At 47.5% G+C, this 16,609-nt stretch carries 10 protein-coding genes and 1 rRNA gene; 2 read left to right on the forward strand and 9 right to left on the reverse strand.

Translation table 11 applies throughout. From position 1 onward, the window contains the following. Together GJJ30_RS07060 and pruA are read right to left on the reverse strand one after the other, a co-directional pair. A 16S ribosomal RNA gene (locus tag GJJ30_RS07060) occupies positions 1 to 123 on the reverse strand; the annotation flags it as partial. 247 nt (positions 124 to 370) lie between these two features. Beyond that, on the reverse strand, positions 371 to 2,002 hold the full coding sequence (gene pruA / locus GJJ30_RS07065) for an L-glutamate gamma-semialdehyde dehydrogenase (protein ID WP_154174463.1): 1,632 nt from the start codon (positions 2,000 to 2,002) through the stop codon (positions 371 to 373). A gap of 158 nt (positions 2,003 to 2,160) precedes the next feature. Between pruA and thrC the strand changes: the two genes are divergently transcribed. Continuing rightward, a complete protein-coding gene (gene thrC / locus GJJ30_RS07070; RefSeq protein ID WP_154174464.1) occupies positions 2,161 to 3,465 on the forward strand; it encodes a threonine synthase in 1,305 nt (434 codons plus the stop codon). A 38-nt stretch (positions 3,466 to 3,503) separates the two neighbouring features. On the opposite strand, the gene GJJ30_RS07075 is transcribed toward thrC, so the two are convergent. From GJJ30_RS07075 to GJJ30_RS07100, 6 genes are all read right to left on the reverse strand, one after another. Then, positions 3,504 to 5,312 (reverse strand): tetratricopeptide repeat protein, encoded by a 1,809-nt coding sequence (locus GJJ30_RS07075; RefSeq protein WP_229313015.1) that lies wholly within the window; start codon positions 5,310 to 5,312, stop codon positions 3,504 to 3,506. 452 nt (positions 5,313 to 5,764) lie between these two features. Continuing rightward, the gene (locus GJJ30_RS07080) at positions 5,765 to 7,372 is read right to left on the reverse strand and encodes an Ig-like domain-containing domain (protein ID WP_154174465.1); all 1,608 of its coding nucleotides are present in this window, start codon (positions 7,370 to 7,372) and stop codon (positions 5,765 to 5,767) included. Between the two features lie 57 nt (positions 7,373 to 7,429). Then, entirely contained in the window at positions 7,430 to 8,320 is an 891-nt protein-coding gene (locus GJJ30_RS07085) for a class I SAM-dependent methyltransferase (protein WP_154174466.1), read from the reverse strand. A gap of 1 nt (position 8,321) precedes the next feature. Continuing rightward, a complete protein-coding gene (mnmG, locus tag GJJ30_RS07090) occupies positions 8,322 to 10,184 on the reverse strand; it encodes a tRNA uridine-5-carboxymethylaminomethyl(34) synthesis enzyme MnmG (protein ID WP_154174467.1) in 1,863 nt (620 codons plus the stop codon). A gap of 182 nt (positions 10,185 to 10,366) precedes the next feature. Next, positions 10,367 to 13,882, reverse strand: coding sequence for a DUF4175 family protein (locus GJJ30_RS07095; RefSeq protein ID WP_310588208.1), 3,516 nt, complete (start codon positions 13,880 to 13,882; stop codon positions 10,367 to 10,369). Between the two features lie 115 nt (positions 13,883 to 13,997). Continuing rightward, entirely contained in the window at positions 13,998 to 14,384 is a 387-nt protein-coding gene (locus GJJ30_RS07100; protein WP_154174469.1) for a hypothetical protein, read from the reverse strand. A gap of 133 nt (positions 14,385 to 14,517) precedes the next feature. Between GJJ30_RS07100 and GJJ30_RS07105 the strand changes: the two genes are divergently transcribed. After that, positions 14,518 to 15,234, forward strand: coding sequence for a ComF family protein (locus tag GJJ30_RS07105; RefSeq protein ID WP_310588209.1), 717 nt, complete (start codon positions 14,518 to 14,520; stop codon positions 15,232 to 15,234). A gap of 35 nt (positions 15,235 to 15,269) precedes the next feature. On the opposite strand, the gene GJJ30_RS07110 is transcribed toward GJJ30_RS07105, so the two are convergent. Continuing rightward, the gene (locus GJJ30_RS07110) at positions 15,270 to 16,532 is read right to left on the reverse strand and encodes an SUMF1/EgtB/PvdO family nonheme iron enzyme (RefSeq protein ID WP_154174470.1); all 1,263 of its coding nucleotides are present in this window, start codon (positions 16,530 to 16,532) and stop codon (positions 15,270 to 15,272) included. Positions 16,533 to 16,609: the final 77 nt, after the last annotated feature.

A 16,609-nucleotide genomic window follows, 5' to 3' on the forward strand; every position in this document is an offset into this window, starting at 1 on the left:
GAGGTAGATTGTTTACGCGTTACGCACCCGTACGCCACTAATCCCCGAAGGAATCCGTTCGACTTGCATGTATTAGGCCTGCCGCTAGCGTTCATCCTGAGCCAGGATCAAACTCTCCATTGTAAATGATTTGTACTTATACTTTACGCAGAAACCTTACTTCTTACTTACTTGGTCAACTTGTCAAAGAACGTGTTTTCCTCGCTTGGAAAACTGTTGCTGAACGCTTCCGTCCAGCCGTATTATCTATTTGGGACTGCAAAGATAGCGGTTTGTTTTGCTCAGCGCAAGTCCTTTTTTGAAAAAAGTTGATTTACCGAAACATTCTTTTTTCAATGCAATTCTATCTCCTTAATTACGCATTTTAACCTTATTCACCTGCCAAAAACGGATACCGGAAATCGGTTGGCGGCACCAATGTCTCTTTGATCGTTCGGGCCGAAACCCAGCGGTATAAATTCAGTAACGAACCGGCTTTATCATTAGTCCCGGACCCGCGGGCTCCGCCGAAAGGTTGCTGGCCAACCACCGCTCCCGTCGGCTTGTCGTTGATGTAGAAATTTCCGGCCGCGTTCGACAGTTTTTTGGTCACCAGTTCAATGGCGTAACGGTCTTTTGCGAAAAATGCGCCCGTTAAGGCATACGGCGAAGTCTGATCTACCAGTTCAATGGTTTGCTCGAAATTGTCGGGATGATAAATGTAAACCGTCAAAACCGGGCCGAATATTTCCTCGCACATGGTTACATAAAGCGGATTGGCGGCTACCAAAACCGTTGGTTCCACAAAAAAACCGTTGGTTTTATCCACATTTCCGCCCGCGATCACCTCAACTGTCGGGTCATTTTTTGCATTTTCAATGTACTTGCTGATCTTGTCAAACGCTTTTTCGTCAATAACCGCGTTTACAAAATTCCCGAAGTCTTCGACACTTCCCATTTTAATAGCCTGTAAGTCAGCTACAATATATTCCCGAATCTGATCCCAAAGAGTCGATGGAATGTAGGCGCGGGATGCTGCGGAGCATTTCTGTCCCTGATATTCGAAGGCTCCACGGACTAACGCCGTTGCTGCGGCTTTCGGATCGGCGGATTCGTGGATCAATACGAAATCCTTCCCACCGGTTTCGCCAACGACGCGCGGATAGGATTTGTACTGGTGAATGTTTTCGCCAATTTTTTTCCAGATTTGTTGAAAAACGCCGGTACTTCCCGTGAAGTGAATGCCCGCAAAATCCGGGTGTTTGAAAATGACTTCGCCGGCCAGCGGACCGTCTACGTAAATCAAATTGATGACTCCGTCGGGCAATCCGGCTTCTTTCAGCACTTCCATGATTACCTGCGCCGAATAGATTTGCTGATAAGCCGGTTTCCAAACGACGGTGTTTCCCATCATGGCGGGTGCCGTTGGCAAATTTCCGGCGATGGCCGTAAAGTTGAAGGGCGTCAATGCGAAAACGAAGCCTTCCAGCGGGCGGTATTCCGAGCGGTTCCAGACACCCGCCGATGAGCGTGGCTGCTGGCTGTAGATTTCCGTCGCATAATGGACATTAAACCGCAGAAAGTCAATTAGTTCGCAAGCCGAATCGATTTCAGCCTGATACGCATTTTTCGACTGACCCAGCATCGTGGCGGCATTGATCTTATAGCGGTAAGGGCCCGCCAGCAGCTCGGCGGCTTTTAGAAAAATGCTGGCGCGGTGTTCCCAGGATAGATTGGCCCATTGTTCTTTCGCATTTAAAGCGGCCGTAATGGCCTGCTCGACGTGGGATTGATCTCCTTCGTGGAAATAACCCAGAATCTGATGGCGGTTATGGGGGGCTACTAATTCTTTCTGAGCATCGGTTCGCACCTCGTCTGCCCCGATATACATGGGAATATCAACGGTTTTTGAAGACGCTTCGGCCAGTGCCGCTTTCAATTTTGCGCGCTCGTCGGAACCGGGACGATATTCTTTAACCGGCTCATTTTGTGGAATTGGTACCTGAAAAAAGCCTACTGACATACGTTTGTTGATTTTTGAAGCCTGCTAAATTAGATAATGGAAAGCAAACGATTAAGGTTCCTTATCCATTGTGAACCGGTTTTTGGCATTTGTCGAATCTTTTGTTCGGTTAACGGTTTGGGGTTTCGTAACTTGCGGCAATTTTTCAGCTCTTTATCATGAAGTTTTACAGTACGAATAATCCTTCTGTCCGGGTTTCGATGGAAGAGGCTTTGCTCCGAAGTTTGCCCGCAGACCGGGGCCTGTATATGCCGGAAACGATCCCATTTATGGGCGTAGATTTCTTTAATTCCATTTCGGGCGGCTCGCTGTCGGATATCGGATTTCAGATCAGCTCGGCGCTTTTCAAGGATTCGATTCCATCCGATAAACTGGAAGAACTGGTTCATCACGCTTTTCCGTTCGATACGCCGGTTGTGACGCTGGAAGACGGAAAGACGCACGTTCTGGAGTTGTTTCACGGTCCATCGCTGGCTTTTAAGGACGTTGGTGCGCGCTACATGGCGGCCATGATGGGCTATTTTCTGGAAAAATCGAACCGGGAAGTACACATTCTGGTAGCCACGTCCGGCGATACGGGCGGAGCCGTGGCGATGGGCTTTTTGGGCGTTCCCGGTATTAAAGTAACGATCCTGTATCCAAGCGGTCGCGTGAGTGAGCTACAGGAAAAACAGTTGACGACGCTCGGGCAGAACATTACGGCCATTGAAGTAGATGGTTCGTTTGACGATTGTCAGGCGCTGGTCAAAACCGCTTTTACCGACAGCGAATTGAATCAGCAGTTTAGTTTGGCTTCGGCCAATTCAATCAATATTTTCCGGCTAATCCCGCAAAGTTTCTACTACGCCCGGGCCTACGGTCAGGTGAAGCATTTAGGAAAACCGGTGGTTTTTTCGACGCCAAGCGGTAATTTCGGCAATCTGAGTGCCGGTGCGCTGGCTTATAAAATGGGATTGCCGGTTCAACAATTCATTGCGTCAACGAATCGGAACTACGTGGTCCCGAAGTACCTGGAAACCGGAATTTATGAACCGAAACCGTCGGTAGAAACCATTTCAAACGCAATGGACGTTGGCGCGCCGAGCAATTTCGTGCGATTAACTCACCTGTTTGACGACAATTTTGAAGCGTTAAAGCAAATTCTGAGCGGTTATTATTTTGATGATGAACAAACCAAACAGGCGATGGCGGCTGTTTATCAACAATTTGATTATGTCATGTGTCCGCACACGGCCGTTGGCTACTTAGGTTTGAAGAATTATCAACAATCCCACCCGGATGTGTGTGGAATATCACTCGCCACCGCGCATCCGGCGAAGTTCAAAGAACTCGTTGAGTCAGTTATCCACAAACCGGTGGAAATCCCGGCGGAGCTGGAAGAATTAATGAATCGTCCGAAACACAGTTTTAAGATGAAGGCCGACTTCACGGAATTCAAGGAATTCCTTCTGCAAACAGCCTGAAAATGAAAAAGTCCCGCCGAGTTGGTGGGACTTTTTCATTAATTGATCGTATCTCCCCGCAAGGCCCTAAACCGCTTTCGGGCTTCTGCACCGAAAATACTGCCTGGGTATTTCTGCAAAAGCTGGTTGTAAAGCTCCATCGCCCTGGGCTTATCCTGTTTGTTTTCCTCGTACGTTTTTGCCGTCAGAAAAAGCGCATCATCGCCCAGCACATCTTCGCTGTATTTGGCTGAAATCTGCTCCAAATCCTTCAAAGCTTCGTCAACCTTGTTTTGCTTAATGAGCGTGTTCGCCCGCAGCCACAAAATATTATCGGCCAGGCTGTGATCTTTGTATTTGGCGTACATTTCGTAGAGCGCCAAAGCCGCCGAATCGACTTTATTCTGGAACAGCATTAACTCAATCGAAGCGAACTCCTTCATGGCGGTTTCGTTGCTGTCCGAATCCATACCGGTATTGTCCATAATGAGCAAACTGAGCGCCCCGGCATCGTTGGCAATTTCCCGACTAGTGGCCTGTTTCAGAATATCCAATACCTCTTTCGACAGCTCAAATTCGCCTTTGTAATAGTGTAAACGGGCGTTCCGTAGTTTGGCTTCATAACCGAGCAATTCCTCTTTCTGCGATTTTTCAACCTGCGAATACAACAAGGTTGCTTCCCAGGGCTCACCTTTCAAGAGATAAATATCGCCCATGTCCAGCTTACAGCGGTCGATAAACGCTTTTTCGTTTTTGCTGATTTCGGTGGCCAGTTGCAGAATCGTTATCGCCGTATCTTTTTCGTCCAGGTAAAAAGCGTACAGATTGGCCGTGCTGCGGAGTGCTTCCAGCGTGCGGTTATTCTTGCCCAGTTCCTGGAACATCTTCTGGTAATCGGCAATCAGCTTCCGGATTTCGGAATTATCCACCGGATAGGTGTTCTTTACCTGCTCTTCCCGCGCCTTGATGACGAGCCGCCGGGCGAATGCGTAGAGCTGTCCCTGTGGATATTCCTTCGCTACGTACTCAAACATGGCCGCTGCGTTCTTATAATCTTTATTCTGGAGTGCAACCGCACCCAGATCATAAACGCGTACACCGGTCAATTTTAAGCGTTTGTCGAGGGCCCGTTCCTGAATGAATGCTTTATAGAAGTCCTTCTTCTGCGTCAGATACCAAACCAGCATTTCGGTGTAAAACATCTCGTTCGGATTTTCCTGCACTTTCTTGTACAAAACCGTCTCGAGCATTTTCTGATCGGCGTCTTTCAGATTGTCCTGCAACATGGCCTGCACGTTGTCCCGGTTACCCGGTATCAGTCCCCAATGCAGCAATTCGTCGATCATATTCTCCTTCTGGCCCACTGCGCCGTACAGACGCGCCAGTTCGCCGGCGTAGGCCAGCGGTTCCCGGCTTTGTTCCCGGCCTTTTTTCAGCACTTTAATGGCCCATGTAGCTTTGTGTTTTTCGGCAAAGTCCTGCGCCAGTTCAGGTAAGCCGTTTACATTGCTGCTGGCCACCGATATAGCCTTGTTAAAATAAACGTCCGCTTTAGCCGAGTCATTCCGGCTTTCTTCCAGAATACCGGCCTGCAGGAGTACATACGGATTTTTGTCGTCCGATTTTACCAGGCGCCGAATCACTTTTTCCGCATCCGCGATTTTGTTCAATTTTACCGCACTCTCCACATACTGACTCATGAGCTGTTTACTGGCTCCGGTTTTCATCAGTTTCTGATAGATCGTGTATGCTTTTTCAAATTCTCCTTTTTTGAAATATTCATCGGCCAGATCCGGACCTTCCTGGGCAAACCCACTAACCAAGCCGACTACCAGCAGCATAATCAGTACTCCTGCTATCTTCTTCATTTTTCTTTTTTATTAATTTAAAAAATAAAGGGTTTAAAAGGTTGTTGCCTGTGGATATGTGGACAAGTTCTTTTTGCACATTTGATTTTCAATACTGTGGATAAGTATTTTGAGTTATCCACAACCAAATTTTGTTTATCCACACATAACTAATTGAAAATCAATATAATTTTAATTTATCCACATTTGCAATCCGATAAAGTAAGGCTATTCAGACACATTTCCACAAGATACAATTTAAACATTTCCACGTGTTAATGAATGGTAGAATAAGTTGTGGAAAATAATGGAGTTGTACACTATCCACACCTGACAATTTTCTTATCCACATGGGTATGCGGTTTGTCCACAGCAACTTTTGTTCCCTTTCACATTTTCTCCACACTATCCACAGGGTTTTCCACTTACTTTTCCACTGATTATTTGTGTTTTTTTAATTTCACATTGACCTTTCAAAAGGCGTCCAAATCTTCTGTTATGTCAAAGTTGGCTTTAATGGGTATGATGCCTTTGTTTCGGGTGAAGAAGTAGATAGGTTCGGGCAGGCGGTTTTCGGTCAGATCGCCACTGTCCCACCGTCCGTTTCCATTTTCATCGATGATAACACGGAGCCGGTAGCGACCCGGTTTTATGTTAACGAATCGGTAGGTCAGGTTGTTTGATTGCTTATCGACGAGCTTGAAATTTTCATCCAATAATTCAATAATGAACTGCTTGGCTGTCGTGTTGATCTTCCCCGTTAGCACGCCGTACTTCTCGGGATCACGGATGAAGTAATTCAATTCCGCAGCCGTCGTCGAGTCGTTCAAGACACTAATAAATGCTCCTCTGCCCAACCGAAGTACGACGCTGTTTTTAGCCGTTGTTACTTTGGTTAGGATGAACCGGGTTTGGTTGTCTTCCCACCGATAGTCTTCAGGAGCCAGCGGGATGCGGTTGGTCGTGTCGCTGAAAAGCCGGAGCGAATCGGTGGTGATGTGTTTCATCGGTTTTGAAAATTGCAACACCACCTCCATCTTCCGGTCAACGTCGCCGTTGTCGGCGGGCTTGGCAGTGATCGTAACCGGCTCCAATGTTTCCCGGCGCGTAGGGGTTCGGAACTTGAATTTCTGGGTAAGCTCGGCTTTATTCTTCAACGAATCCGTCACTGTAATCTTTAATCGAACCGTATCCGTTGTCGCCCGTGAATTAAAAAAAGTGAGTTCCGTCGGCGTTCTGAAATACGAGGGGAGGCTGTCCTGGGGATTTGTAAACTGTACTTTATAGCTTTCTATACCTCTGTCAAAGACATATGTATACGTATTGACGAGCTGCTGCGTCCTCACGGAGCGTGGAGGAGTATTGTAAAACGAAAATAATTGCAATTTTATCGTGTCATTATTTGCTTTCAAATCAAGATCGCCCTTCAATAATGCCATTTTTTCGGTATTCGGATTTAGAATATAATTTAAATTTTTATCATCAAATGCGAAGATCTTATAGCGCCCATCCTTCACATTTTCCAATAAGAACACACCGGAGGTATCGGTTCGCGTGAAATAGTATGGTTTTACTTTGGTCGGCGTCAGTGTGTCGTTCACGACGTATAAGCCGACCAGCGTGTTCAAAGTAGGCTGTCCGGTTTGAATGTCCGTCACCTTCCCTCCTACCCTAAGCGAGTCAATCGTGCTGCCGGTACTGAAAACCAGTTTGAGACTCAGGGCCGGGTTGTTCTCCGTAACGTCTTTTACGGCATCCGTGAAATTGAACGTATAAGTTGTATTCTCCTTGAACGGTTTATCGAAAACCAGGCGCAAGCTGGTGGGCTTTATCTTGGGTTTAAAAGGCGATTCCGGTTCGGGCGTGATAAGCACTTTCTGGTTGGCATTTTCAACCCGAATGTATTCGTTGAAAAAGAGCTCGATCGATTTTTCATTGAAATTCTTCTGTTTATTGATCGGCGTACTCTTCACCAAAACCGGTGCCAGCGTATCTTTTTTACCTCCGATTGGTGCGGCATATTGCGAACACGAATTCAGAAAAACAGCAATGATGGCGAATAATGCGAGTGCTTGTTTCATTAGTTGGCATAAAAAACCCTGAACAGGTGGGCTATTCAGGGCGTGAGAATTAATTGATTATTGAGCCTGAGCAACGTAAATCAAGCTTGAATAATTACCTCCATTCTGATAAGCGGCCCAATTAGAACGAATGCCATTCCAAAAACTTTCAAGGTAAGCGGGCTTTCCGTCCCGGTTTTTCGTGCTGAGCATGTTCACATAAAAGGCATCGAACAGCATCGGGCGCTGTTCTTTCAACTCAAAACCGTATCGTTTCAACAACGTTTTCATAACGTCTGGCGCAAAATGGTAAAGGTGCCGGGGCACATCATAAGCGGCCCAGAACGCCTTGTAATGCTGCGCATCCCACGACTGATAGTTTGGAACAGCAATCACCAGATAGCCTTTTTGCCGACTGTGGTTTCGGATCCATTCCAGTGTTTCCGACAACTCGTGCACGTGTTCCAATACGTGCCACATCGTGATGACATCGTATTTCTGCTCCTCTTCCAGTTCAAAAATTGACTTTTTTAACGGTACTTTAGTTCGCTCAAAAGCCTGCTGACGCGTGTTTGCATCAGGTTCCGTACCCATTATTTTCCAACCTGCTTCCTGACTGGCCGAGAGAAAATAACCGGAACCGCAACCAATATCCAGTAGCTGACCTTTTCGTGGAGACAGGCTGGTGATCAGTTTGACTTTCTGCTGAACTGTAATTTTCCGGACCGAATGGTACAGCTGACTAATGATTCCCTTGCGCGTATCGCTGTGCGAAATGTACTCTTCGGACTGATAAAACCGCCCAATCTCCGCTTCCACCGGACGCGGATTCGTCGCTTTAAAACCGCACTGCTCGCAACTCTGAATAGTAAATTCGTTTTTCGAAACCAGAAAATCGGTACACGTTAGCCAGTTTGAAAACGACTGATTTCCACAAACCGGGCACTCCCTAAGGTGTTCAAGTGTCATGCTAGCGCCCTAAATAAATCATCAAAATGGAAATGTCTGAAGCACTGACACCGCTAATGCGCGATGCCTGGCCAATGGTTTGCGGTCGGATTCGCTTTAACTTTTCACGTCCTTCGAACGATAAAGCCGACAACCGGTCGAAGTCAAAATCCGGTCGGATCAGCAGCGTTTCGAGCTTTTCGGTTTTCTCAACCATCAGCCTTTCCTTCTCAATGTAGCTCTCATATTTTACCAGGATAACCGCTTCCTCGATGGTTTCTTCGTTGAACGCATGTAGGTAATCAGCGACATTTTCGCTCAGGGAGATGAGTTCCTTGTGGTTAATTTCCGGGCGCCGTAGCAATGAATATGGCGAGGTTTTCTCCCGAATCTGCGCGCTGCCCAGTGAATCTAAAACCGTATTGATGGTCTCCGGCTGCACGCGCATCTGCTTCATCTCCTCCAGAATAGCCGCTACGTTTGCTTTTTTAGCCTGCATCAAATCATACCGCTCCTGCGTTGCCAGCCCGATTTCGTAGCCTTTTTCGGTTAATCGGAGGTCCGCATTATCCTGGCGGAGGATGGTTCGGTACTCCGCGCGGGACGTAAACATACGGTAAGGTTCCTCAGTGCCTTTCGTAATCAGGTCATCGATCAGCACACCAATGTACGCTTCCGAGCGTTTCAGGGTAAACTCTCCCAATTCCTTTGCCGAATTATGGGCGTTTATTCCGGCGATCAAACCCTGACAAGCGGCCTCTTCGTAGCCGGTTGTTCCGTTGATTTGACCGGCAAAAAATAGCCCGCCGATCAACTGGGTCTCCAGCGTTTGCTTCAATTGCGTCGGCGGAAAGTAGTCGTATTCCACCGCATAGCCCGGGCGAAACATCTTGGCATTTTCAAAACCGGGTATTTTCCGCAGGGCTTTGATCTGCACATCTTCTGGCAATGAGGTTGAAAAACCGTTCACATAAACCTCGACGGTGTCCCAGCCTTCCGGTTCTACAAAAATCTGGTGCCGGTCTTTGTCCGCGAAACGATTTATTTTATCCTCTACCGACGGGCAGTACCGGGGCCCCAAACCCTTGATACGGCCTGTAAACATGGGTGAACGTTCAAAACCGGTTTTCAGAATTTCGTGAACTTCCGGGTTTGTGTAGGTAATCCAGCAGTGCCGTTGCTTGGTTAATGCCGGGGTGTTGAGGTAGGAAAACTTGCCGGGATTCTCATCACCGGGCTGTTCTTCCATTAAATTGTAGTTCAAACTTCGTCCATCCACCCGGGGCGGAGTACCGGTTTTCATACGCCCGGATTCGAATCCGAGCTGTACCAACTGCTCGGTTAAACCGCTGGCTGAGCGCTCGGCGGTTCTGCCTCCTCCGAAAGTTTTTTCGCCAATGTAGATTTTTCCATTCAGGAAAGTTCCGTTTGTAAGTACAACGGAATCGGCCTGAATTTCCATCCCCATGCTGGTTTTCACGCCGGTTACCCGTTGGTTTTTTACCGTGATTTCGGTGACCATATCCTGCCAGAAATCCAGATTTGGTGTTTCTTCCAGCGTTTTGCGCCACTCAGCCGCGAACAACATCCGGTCACTTTGGCAACGCGGACTCCACATAGCCGGACCTTTTGACCGGTTGAGCATCCGAAACTGAATCATTGATTTATCGCTGATGATTCCGGATTGTCCACCGAGGGCGTCAATTTCCCGAACGATTTGCCCTTTGGCCACACCACCCATTGCCGGGTTGCACGACATTTGAGCAATAGTCTGCATGTTCATTGTAATCAGTAAAACTGACGAGCCCATTGTGGCCGCAGCTGTAGCCGCTTCGCAACCGGCATGTCCCGCACCAACTACGATGACATCATACTTATTAAACATAAAGCGTGAAATTTTACAAAGTTTGAAAAAATGTTCCACGTGGAAACATTTCACAGTGCGCAACAAAAAAACGCAAATACAAAAATAGAAAATAAAATACGAGCAAAAGATGAGAATTGTTAAAATCAACGCAGCAACGAACGAAAAGATTCAAAATAAAAAAGGGGCCGGAGCCCCTTAACTTACTTTAACTTTTTGAGATACGAATCAACTTCGCGTTTGTAAAAAGGTGAAAAATCGGGCGGAACGGATCGCAACAATTCAACTTGTTTTTGCTTGTCCTTTACCAATTGTTCGTATTGTGGTGGCGGTTTTCGCATAACCGGTTTTGCCTGTTCCGCTTTCCGCTGCAAATCTTCTTCCTGCTCTTTAATGGCTTTTTCCGATTCCAGCAAGCGAATTAACATTTCCTGCTGGCGTTTAATAGTATTCTGGGTGACGCGTTTGTTGACAAGATCCGTTTCGGTCTCATCCATTTTATTCATGATGTCATTCATTTCACCACCCAATTTTTTGCCCAATTCAGTGCCTTTTTGAGCATCCTGAAGTTCTTTCAGCATCCGGCGCATCATAGCTTGCTCAGCCGCCAGTCGGGAAAGTTCTTCCGACATACCGCGTCCGCCTTTGCCGCCCTGCCCTTCTTTCATGAGTTTCTGCATGCGCTCGTTCAACTGCTTCTGCATCTCTCCCATCGACATAGCCTTGCCTTTCCCCTTCTTCTTACCCTTACTACCTTTGCCCGAAGCCGACATCTGACTCATCTGTTGCTCCTGCATTTGCTTGAACACATCGCTCAACATCAGGGCCAAATTATTGATAGATGTCATGGCAAATTGCTGCTTCGATGTAGCAACATTTAATCGACGTTCGCGGATATATTTGACGCTCTCATCCATGTAACCCTTCATGTTGTTGAGCTCACGAGTCACAAACGTCTGAATCTGGAGCACCCGATTGGCCAGCGCATAAAGACTATCTTCGATAATTTTAGCGTCATCCTGCAGCTTCAATTGATCCTGAGCGAGCTTTACAAAACGCGGATCCTGCAACGAAACTGCCTTGAAATCTTTCATAACGCGTTCCTGATCGAATGAAAGTTGTATCAGATTTTCAAGAATGTCACGCAGATCATCCATGTTTTCCTGCGACTCTTCCATCTCCGCCGACTGCATCTGCTGCTCCAGCTGCTCGCTCAACTTCTTCATTTGCTTGGCCGCATTCTTCTGGGATTTCGATGCTTTGTCGTTCTGTTTCTGATCCAGTTGCTTCTGGCTTTCCTGTTGCTCATTACTGATTTCCTGCTGAAGATCTTCGTGCGTATCCTGTTTTTCCGCATTCTTCATCTCCTCGGCCATCTTTTCAATATCCTTCAGATCTTCCCGAGTCTTTTCAAATTCCTTATTGAGTTCTTCCTGTTTTTTGCTCAACTCCGAATTCTCGTCCTTTTTGGCGTTATCGTCCTTTTTCGAATCGCCGTTTTGATCCTTCTTATCGCCATTTTCGTCCTTTTTGGACTGCTGATTTTCATCCTTTTTCGACTGAGCGTTCTCGTCTTTTTTCGACTTTGCATCTTCATCCTTTTTGGATTTGGCATCGTCTTTTTTCGGCTGCGCCTTATCGTTCTTATCTTTTTGAGCTTCCAGCTTCTCGGTTTCGCTCGCTAATTTCTCCTGCTTTTCGGCCTGCTTTTCGAGGTCTTTGATGGCGTTTTCCATCTTCTGTTCCATCTGAAGTTGCTTGAAAAGCTCCAATGCCCGCTCCAATTCCTTCTCCAGATTTTTCTCTTTGTTCTTCAGCCGATCGAGCATATCGATCATTTTGTCGTCCTGCTTCTGCTCCAGCATTTTTTTCAGTTCCTCGTAGAGCTTCTGCGTTTCGGGGTCCATCAGTTCATTCATGAGCTTTTGCAGCTGCTCGAATTTCTGAAGCATTTCCGGATTCTGATTATTAAACCGCTGCTGACGTTCGTTGCTGGTTTTGTTTTGCTCCTGCAGTTCTTTCAGTTCCTGCATCAATTCCTCCCGCTTTTTCAGCAAGTCTTCTGCCTGTTTCTTATCCTGAAAATCCAGATTCTTTTTCGTCTGAAGGCGGTTTTCCAGCGTGTTCAGATTCTTTTTCAGTTGCTGGGCTTTCGTCAGCGTTTTACTAATCTGGTTCTCAGTTTGCTGAGAGGAGCGTTCAGCCTCTTCGGCCAGCTTGGCCTGATCGGGAACGGCAAACTGAGCAAAGGTGGAACGAGCGCTTTTGTAGCCGTTAATCACGTCGTTGTCCCAAACCTGAACGAAGTATTCCAGCCGGTCGCCGGGCTGCATTTTCAGGCTGTCGAGGCCCCACTGATAATAAAAATTCTGCGTAGCCGCCGACCGGTTGAACGGAATGGCGCGGGTTAAGAATTTATCGGGAGCGTTCTGACCCGCCCGAATCACTTTGTACTGGACTTTCAAATTGGAAAAACCGTAGTCGTCGGTGATGGTCCCACCCAGCATTACATAGTTGTAGAACGTCGTGTCCTTGAAGTTTTCCAGTGAAACCTGCGGGAATTTGTCGTTAACGACATTCAGCGTATACTGAATATTATCGCGGCTGGCGGCCACTTTATTCTTCAGCGAAACCGAATACGTCGATGATTTTTTCACGACACGCGAAAATTCGAACTCGTCCGACGATTGTTTATCGGCGATCAAACCGCGCGGGTCGCCCGCAAACCGGATCAAAACCGAATCCGTATTGGCGGCCGAAAACCGCCAGGTGACTTGCGTGCCTTCCGGCACCAGCAAGTTGCCAACGTTCGAAAGTTGCTCAGACGGTTTATTCAAATACCCCGGATAAACCAGGCTAACGTCAAAAGAGAGTAGGCCCGGGCGATCCAGAACGACTAACTCATAACCCGGTGAAGCAAACCCGACGGATTCAAACCGAAACGGAATGTTCCGCTGAACATTGTCAAATGTGTAGGAAAAATGCCCCTTACCGTCGTTGTTGAGCTTAAAGCGCGTCTGATTGGAAACCAGGTAAACATCCTGCGGCAGTGTATTTCCTTTCAGTTCGAGTTCCAGCGTATAGTCCTCGTTCCGGAAGGCTTTGAGATTCTTATTCCGCAATTGAAACTGAAACGGCGCTTCTTCCGCAAACTCCTGATCGTAACTGATGATGCGTTTCGAGGTGCTGGTCAGAAATGCCGGATACAGCAACAGCAAACCGCCAATAATAAACGCCGGGATGATGGCGTATTTCACAAACCGGCGGTTCTGATTGATTTGAATGGCATCGGCAAACCGCACAATCAGCAATTGTTTAGACCGCTGGTTAATGCTGGCTTCGAGCAGGTCGCTCTGCTGGCGGGTCAGGGCGCGGAGTTGCAGCGTGTTCAGCAGCTTATCCCCTACTTCCGGGAAAAACCGCCCGATCTGTTGCGCGGCTTCTTCGTTGGTCAGCGATTTTCCAATGCCGTACAAATGCACCAGCGGGTTGATCACCCAGTAGTACAGCGCCGTCAGCATAACCGCTAAGGAACCAAAGAACAGAATGCCTCGGACGGGTGAACTAAACCGGCCGAAAAATTCAGCCGTGTTCATCAGCAAATAGACCGATAACGAAAAAGCAATGAAAAAAATGGCGCCTTTGGCAACCTGATTGATATAAAATTTCTTTCGGTATTCTTCAATACGCAGCAGCAGCGTTTGAATTGAGTCTTGCATCTGCATCGGTCAGTTCGAAAAGGGTTAATACTGCTTCATTAAATACACTTCGGGTATCTTGTAAATGAAGATAATCAATTGATCACTAACATCCTTCTGATAACGAAAAAGATCGTTAGACAATTTTATCCGATGGCCCGTCACCTGCGTTTTCGGGTTCGTCGAGGTATTCATTGAAGTACGTAATGACGTGGAGTTTCAGAAAATTTTCCTGCGTCAATAAGTCAATGTACGGAAGTTTCTGAACCAGCTTCCAGTGTGGCCAGCCATCCTGATCGGTGCCAACCAACTCGTAATAGCCCGACAGGCTCAGGACTTTGCAAATGGCGATGTGCATTAGATCCTGCTTTTGCTCTTTCGTGAAAACCTGAGTTCCACGACCCAATTCCTGCACACCAATCAAAAACAAGACGCTATTCAGATCCGCCGGGCGCTTGCCGACGGTTTTTTCCAGATAATCCAGCACCTGCTCCCATTCCTGTTCAATTTCCTGAGTGATCATACTTTTTACTTATTGTGCGTTTTTTATCTCGTTTTTATGACTTTTTACGACCTCATTCGTCACATAGTACAGAACAAAAGAGGACCGCAAAAACCGGTTTGTTGCATTAAAACTTTTTTGCCTGATTAAGTTCGTGAAAATCATTGGAAAACTAATTGTAGACGGCTTTCAGGAGCTGTTAAACCTGTTCTATCCAAACCCGTGTTTGCTGTGTCAGAATACGCTGCAAAGCCAGGAAGAACTGGTCTGTACCGCTTGCCGGTTTCAGTTACCCGAAACCGGTCAACACCGGGGTGAAGCGCTGGTGTCAGGACAGGCTAAGTTTGCCGGAAAAATTCCGGTGGAGTTTGTGTACGCTTATCTGTATTTTACCAAAAAGGGAAAAACGCAGAAACTGATTCACGCCTTGAAATACCGCGACTGCAAAGAAGTCGGCAGTTTGCTGGGACGCTGGTACGGTTTTCAGTTGAAGAACGATATCCGGTTACACGAGCAAATCGACCTGATTGTGGGCGTTCCCCTGCATTCGGCAAAACTGCGGCAGCGGGGCTACAACCAGAGCGACTGGTTTGCCCAGGGCTTGTCGGAAAGTCTGGAAATACCGTGGAGCGATCAGGCGCTCGTCCGAAATCAATATACAATCAGTCAGACCGGAAAAGACCGGATCGGGCGCTGGCAGAACGTCAGCCATGTGTTCAGCGTGAAAAACCCTGATTTAGTGGCAAATAAGCGGATATTACTGGTAGATGACGTTCTGACTACCGGAGCAACTTTGGAGGCCTGTACAGCGGCTTTACTGGCCGCAAACAGCCGTTCGGTCGGGATTATAACAGTAGCGGCCACCCGGTAGTCGAGTGGCCGCTGAAGGGTTTAGGAAGGAGTGTCTTATTTGTTCCGTCCTCCGGCAATCATCGCACAACGGAAACCAATCGTTGCGGTTGCCGAATCCTGTGCTAAAAACCGGCGGGTTCCCGGAGCCAGCCAGTAGGCTACATCAGCCCACGAGCCACCTTTGTAAACCCGTAATTTATCGTTAATGATTGAGTTACCATTTTTAGTATCGTAATTTTTTTCTTCATCCTGATAACCGTCCCGACGCAGCGGGTTCAGATCATTCATGTCCTGATACGACAACGGACGGTAAACGTCATAAACCCACTCGTTCACGTTACCGGCCATATTATACAAGCCGAAGTCGTTTGGCGGATACGTGTAAATCTCAGCCGTAATGATGGCAGCATCGTTCGATTTTCCGGCAATACCGGCGTAGTCACCACGACCGCGTTTGAAGTTCGCCAGCATCTGGCCTTGCTTGCGGCCTTTCTTGGCGTTCCGGACCGACGAACCATCCCAGGGATAAATCCGCTGATTCGACTGGTTTTCGTCGATATATTGCGTACCGATCATCGCTTTTGAAGCATATTCCCATTCGGCTTCCGACGGCAGACGGTAATTCGGCAACACGTTACCGCTTTCCATTGACGCTGTGGTTTGCGAATTTTTGGCTACGGCCTGTTCAGCAACCGGAGCGGCTTCTTCTTTTTTCTTCCGTTTCAGGGAGAAACCTTTTTTCTTGCCGGATGAGCTGCCTTTCGAAGCCAGGTTTGCATTAACCGCATCAGTCCGCCAGGTTGAATAATCCACGGCCTGCTCCCATGACACCCCAACAACCGGGTAATACCGGAAACCGGGGAAACGGAGGTATTGCGTTACGTAGGGGTCGTTATACGACAGCGGGTTTTTCCAAACGTTCGTGTCGGGCAACGCGCGGGTGTAAATTTCTTCCGATGAATCGCGCTGAATCGCGTCGAGGTATTCCAGGTAGTGAATGTTGGCAATTTCCGTTTCGTCCATGTAGAACGACTGAATACTGACGGTACGCTCCCGGTTGTCACGCGAGTTCATGACATCTTCTTCAAGTGCACCCATCGTGAAACGACCGCCTTCGATGAACACCAGGTTCGGACCAGCCGACTGACCTCTGTACTTCGCTACCTGAAATCCATTCTCCTTGTTGTAATTAATACCGGTGGCCGTACTCTCTTTTCCCGGCTTCACGCTGGTTGGGTGCTTGGGCTTACACGCGCCTAAAACTGCGGCAAACGCCAGCAGGTAGACCATCGACCGTAACGGTTGTTTTCGATTCATTGTGATTAGGTAACTAATAGAAGTTCAAAATTACAGTATGTCAGGCAAACTTTCACGATTACGAACAACCAGAAACG

This window comes from Larkinella terrae (assembly GCF_009668025.1).
GTDB classification, from domain to species: Bacteria; Bacteroidota; Bacteroidia; order Cytophagales; family Spirosomataceae; genus Larkinella; species Larkinella terrae.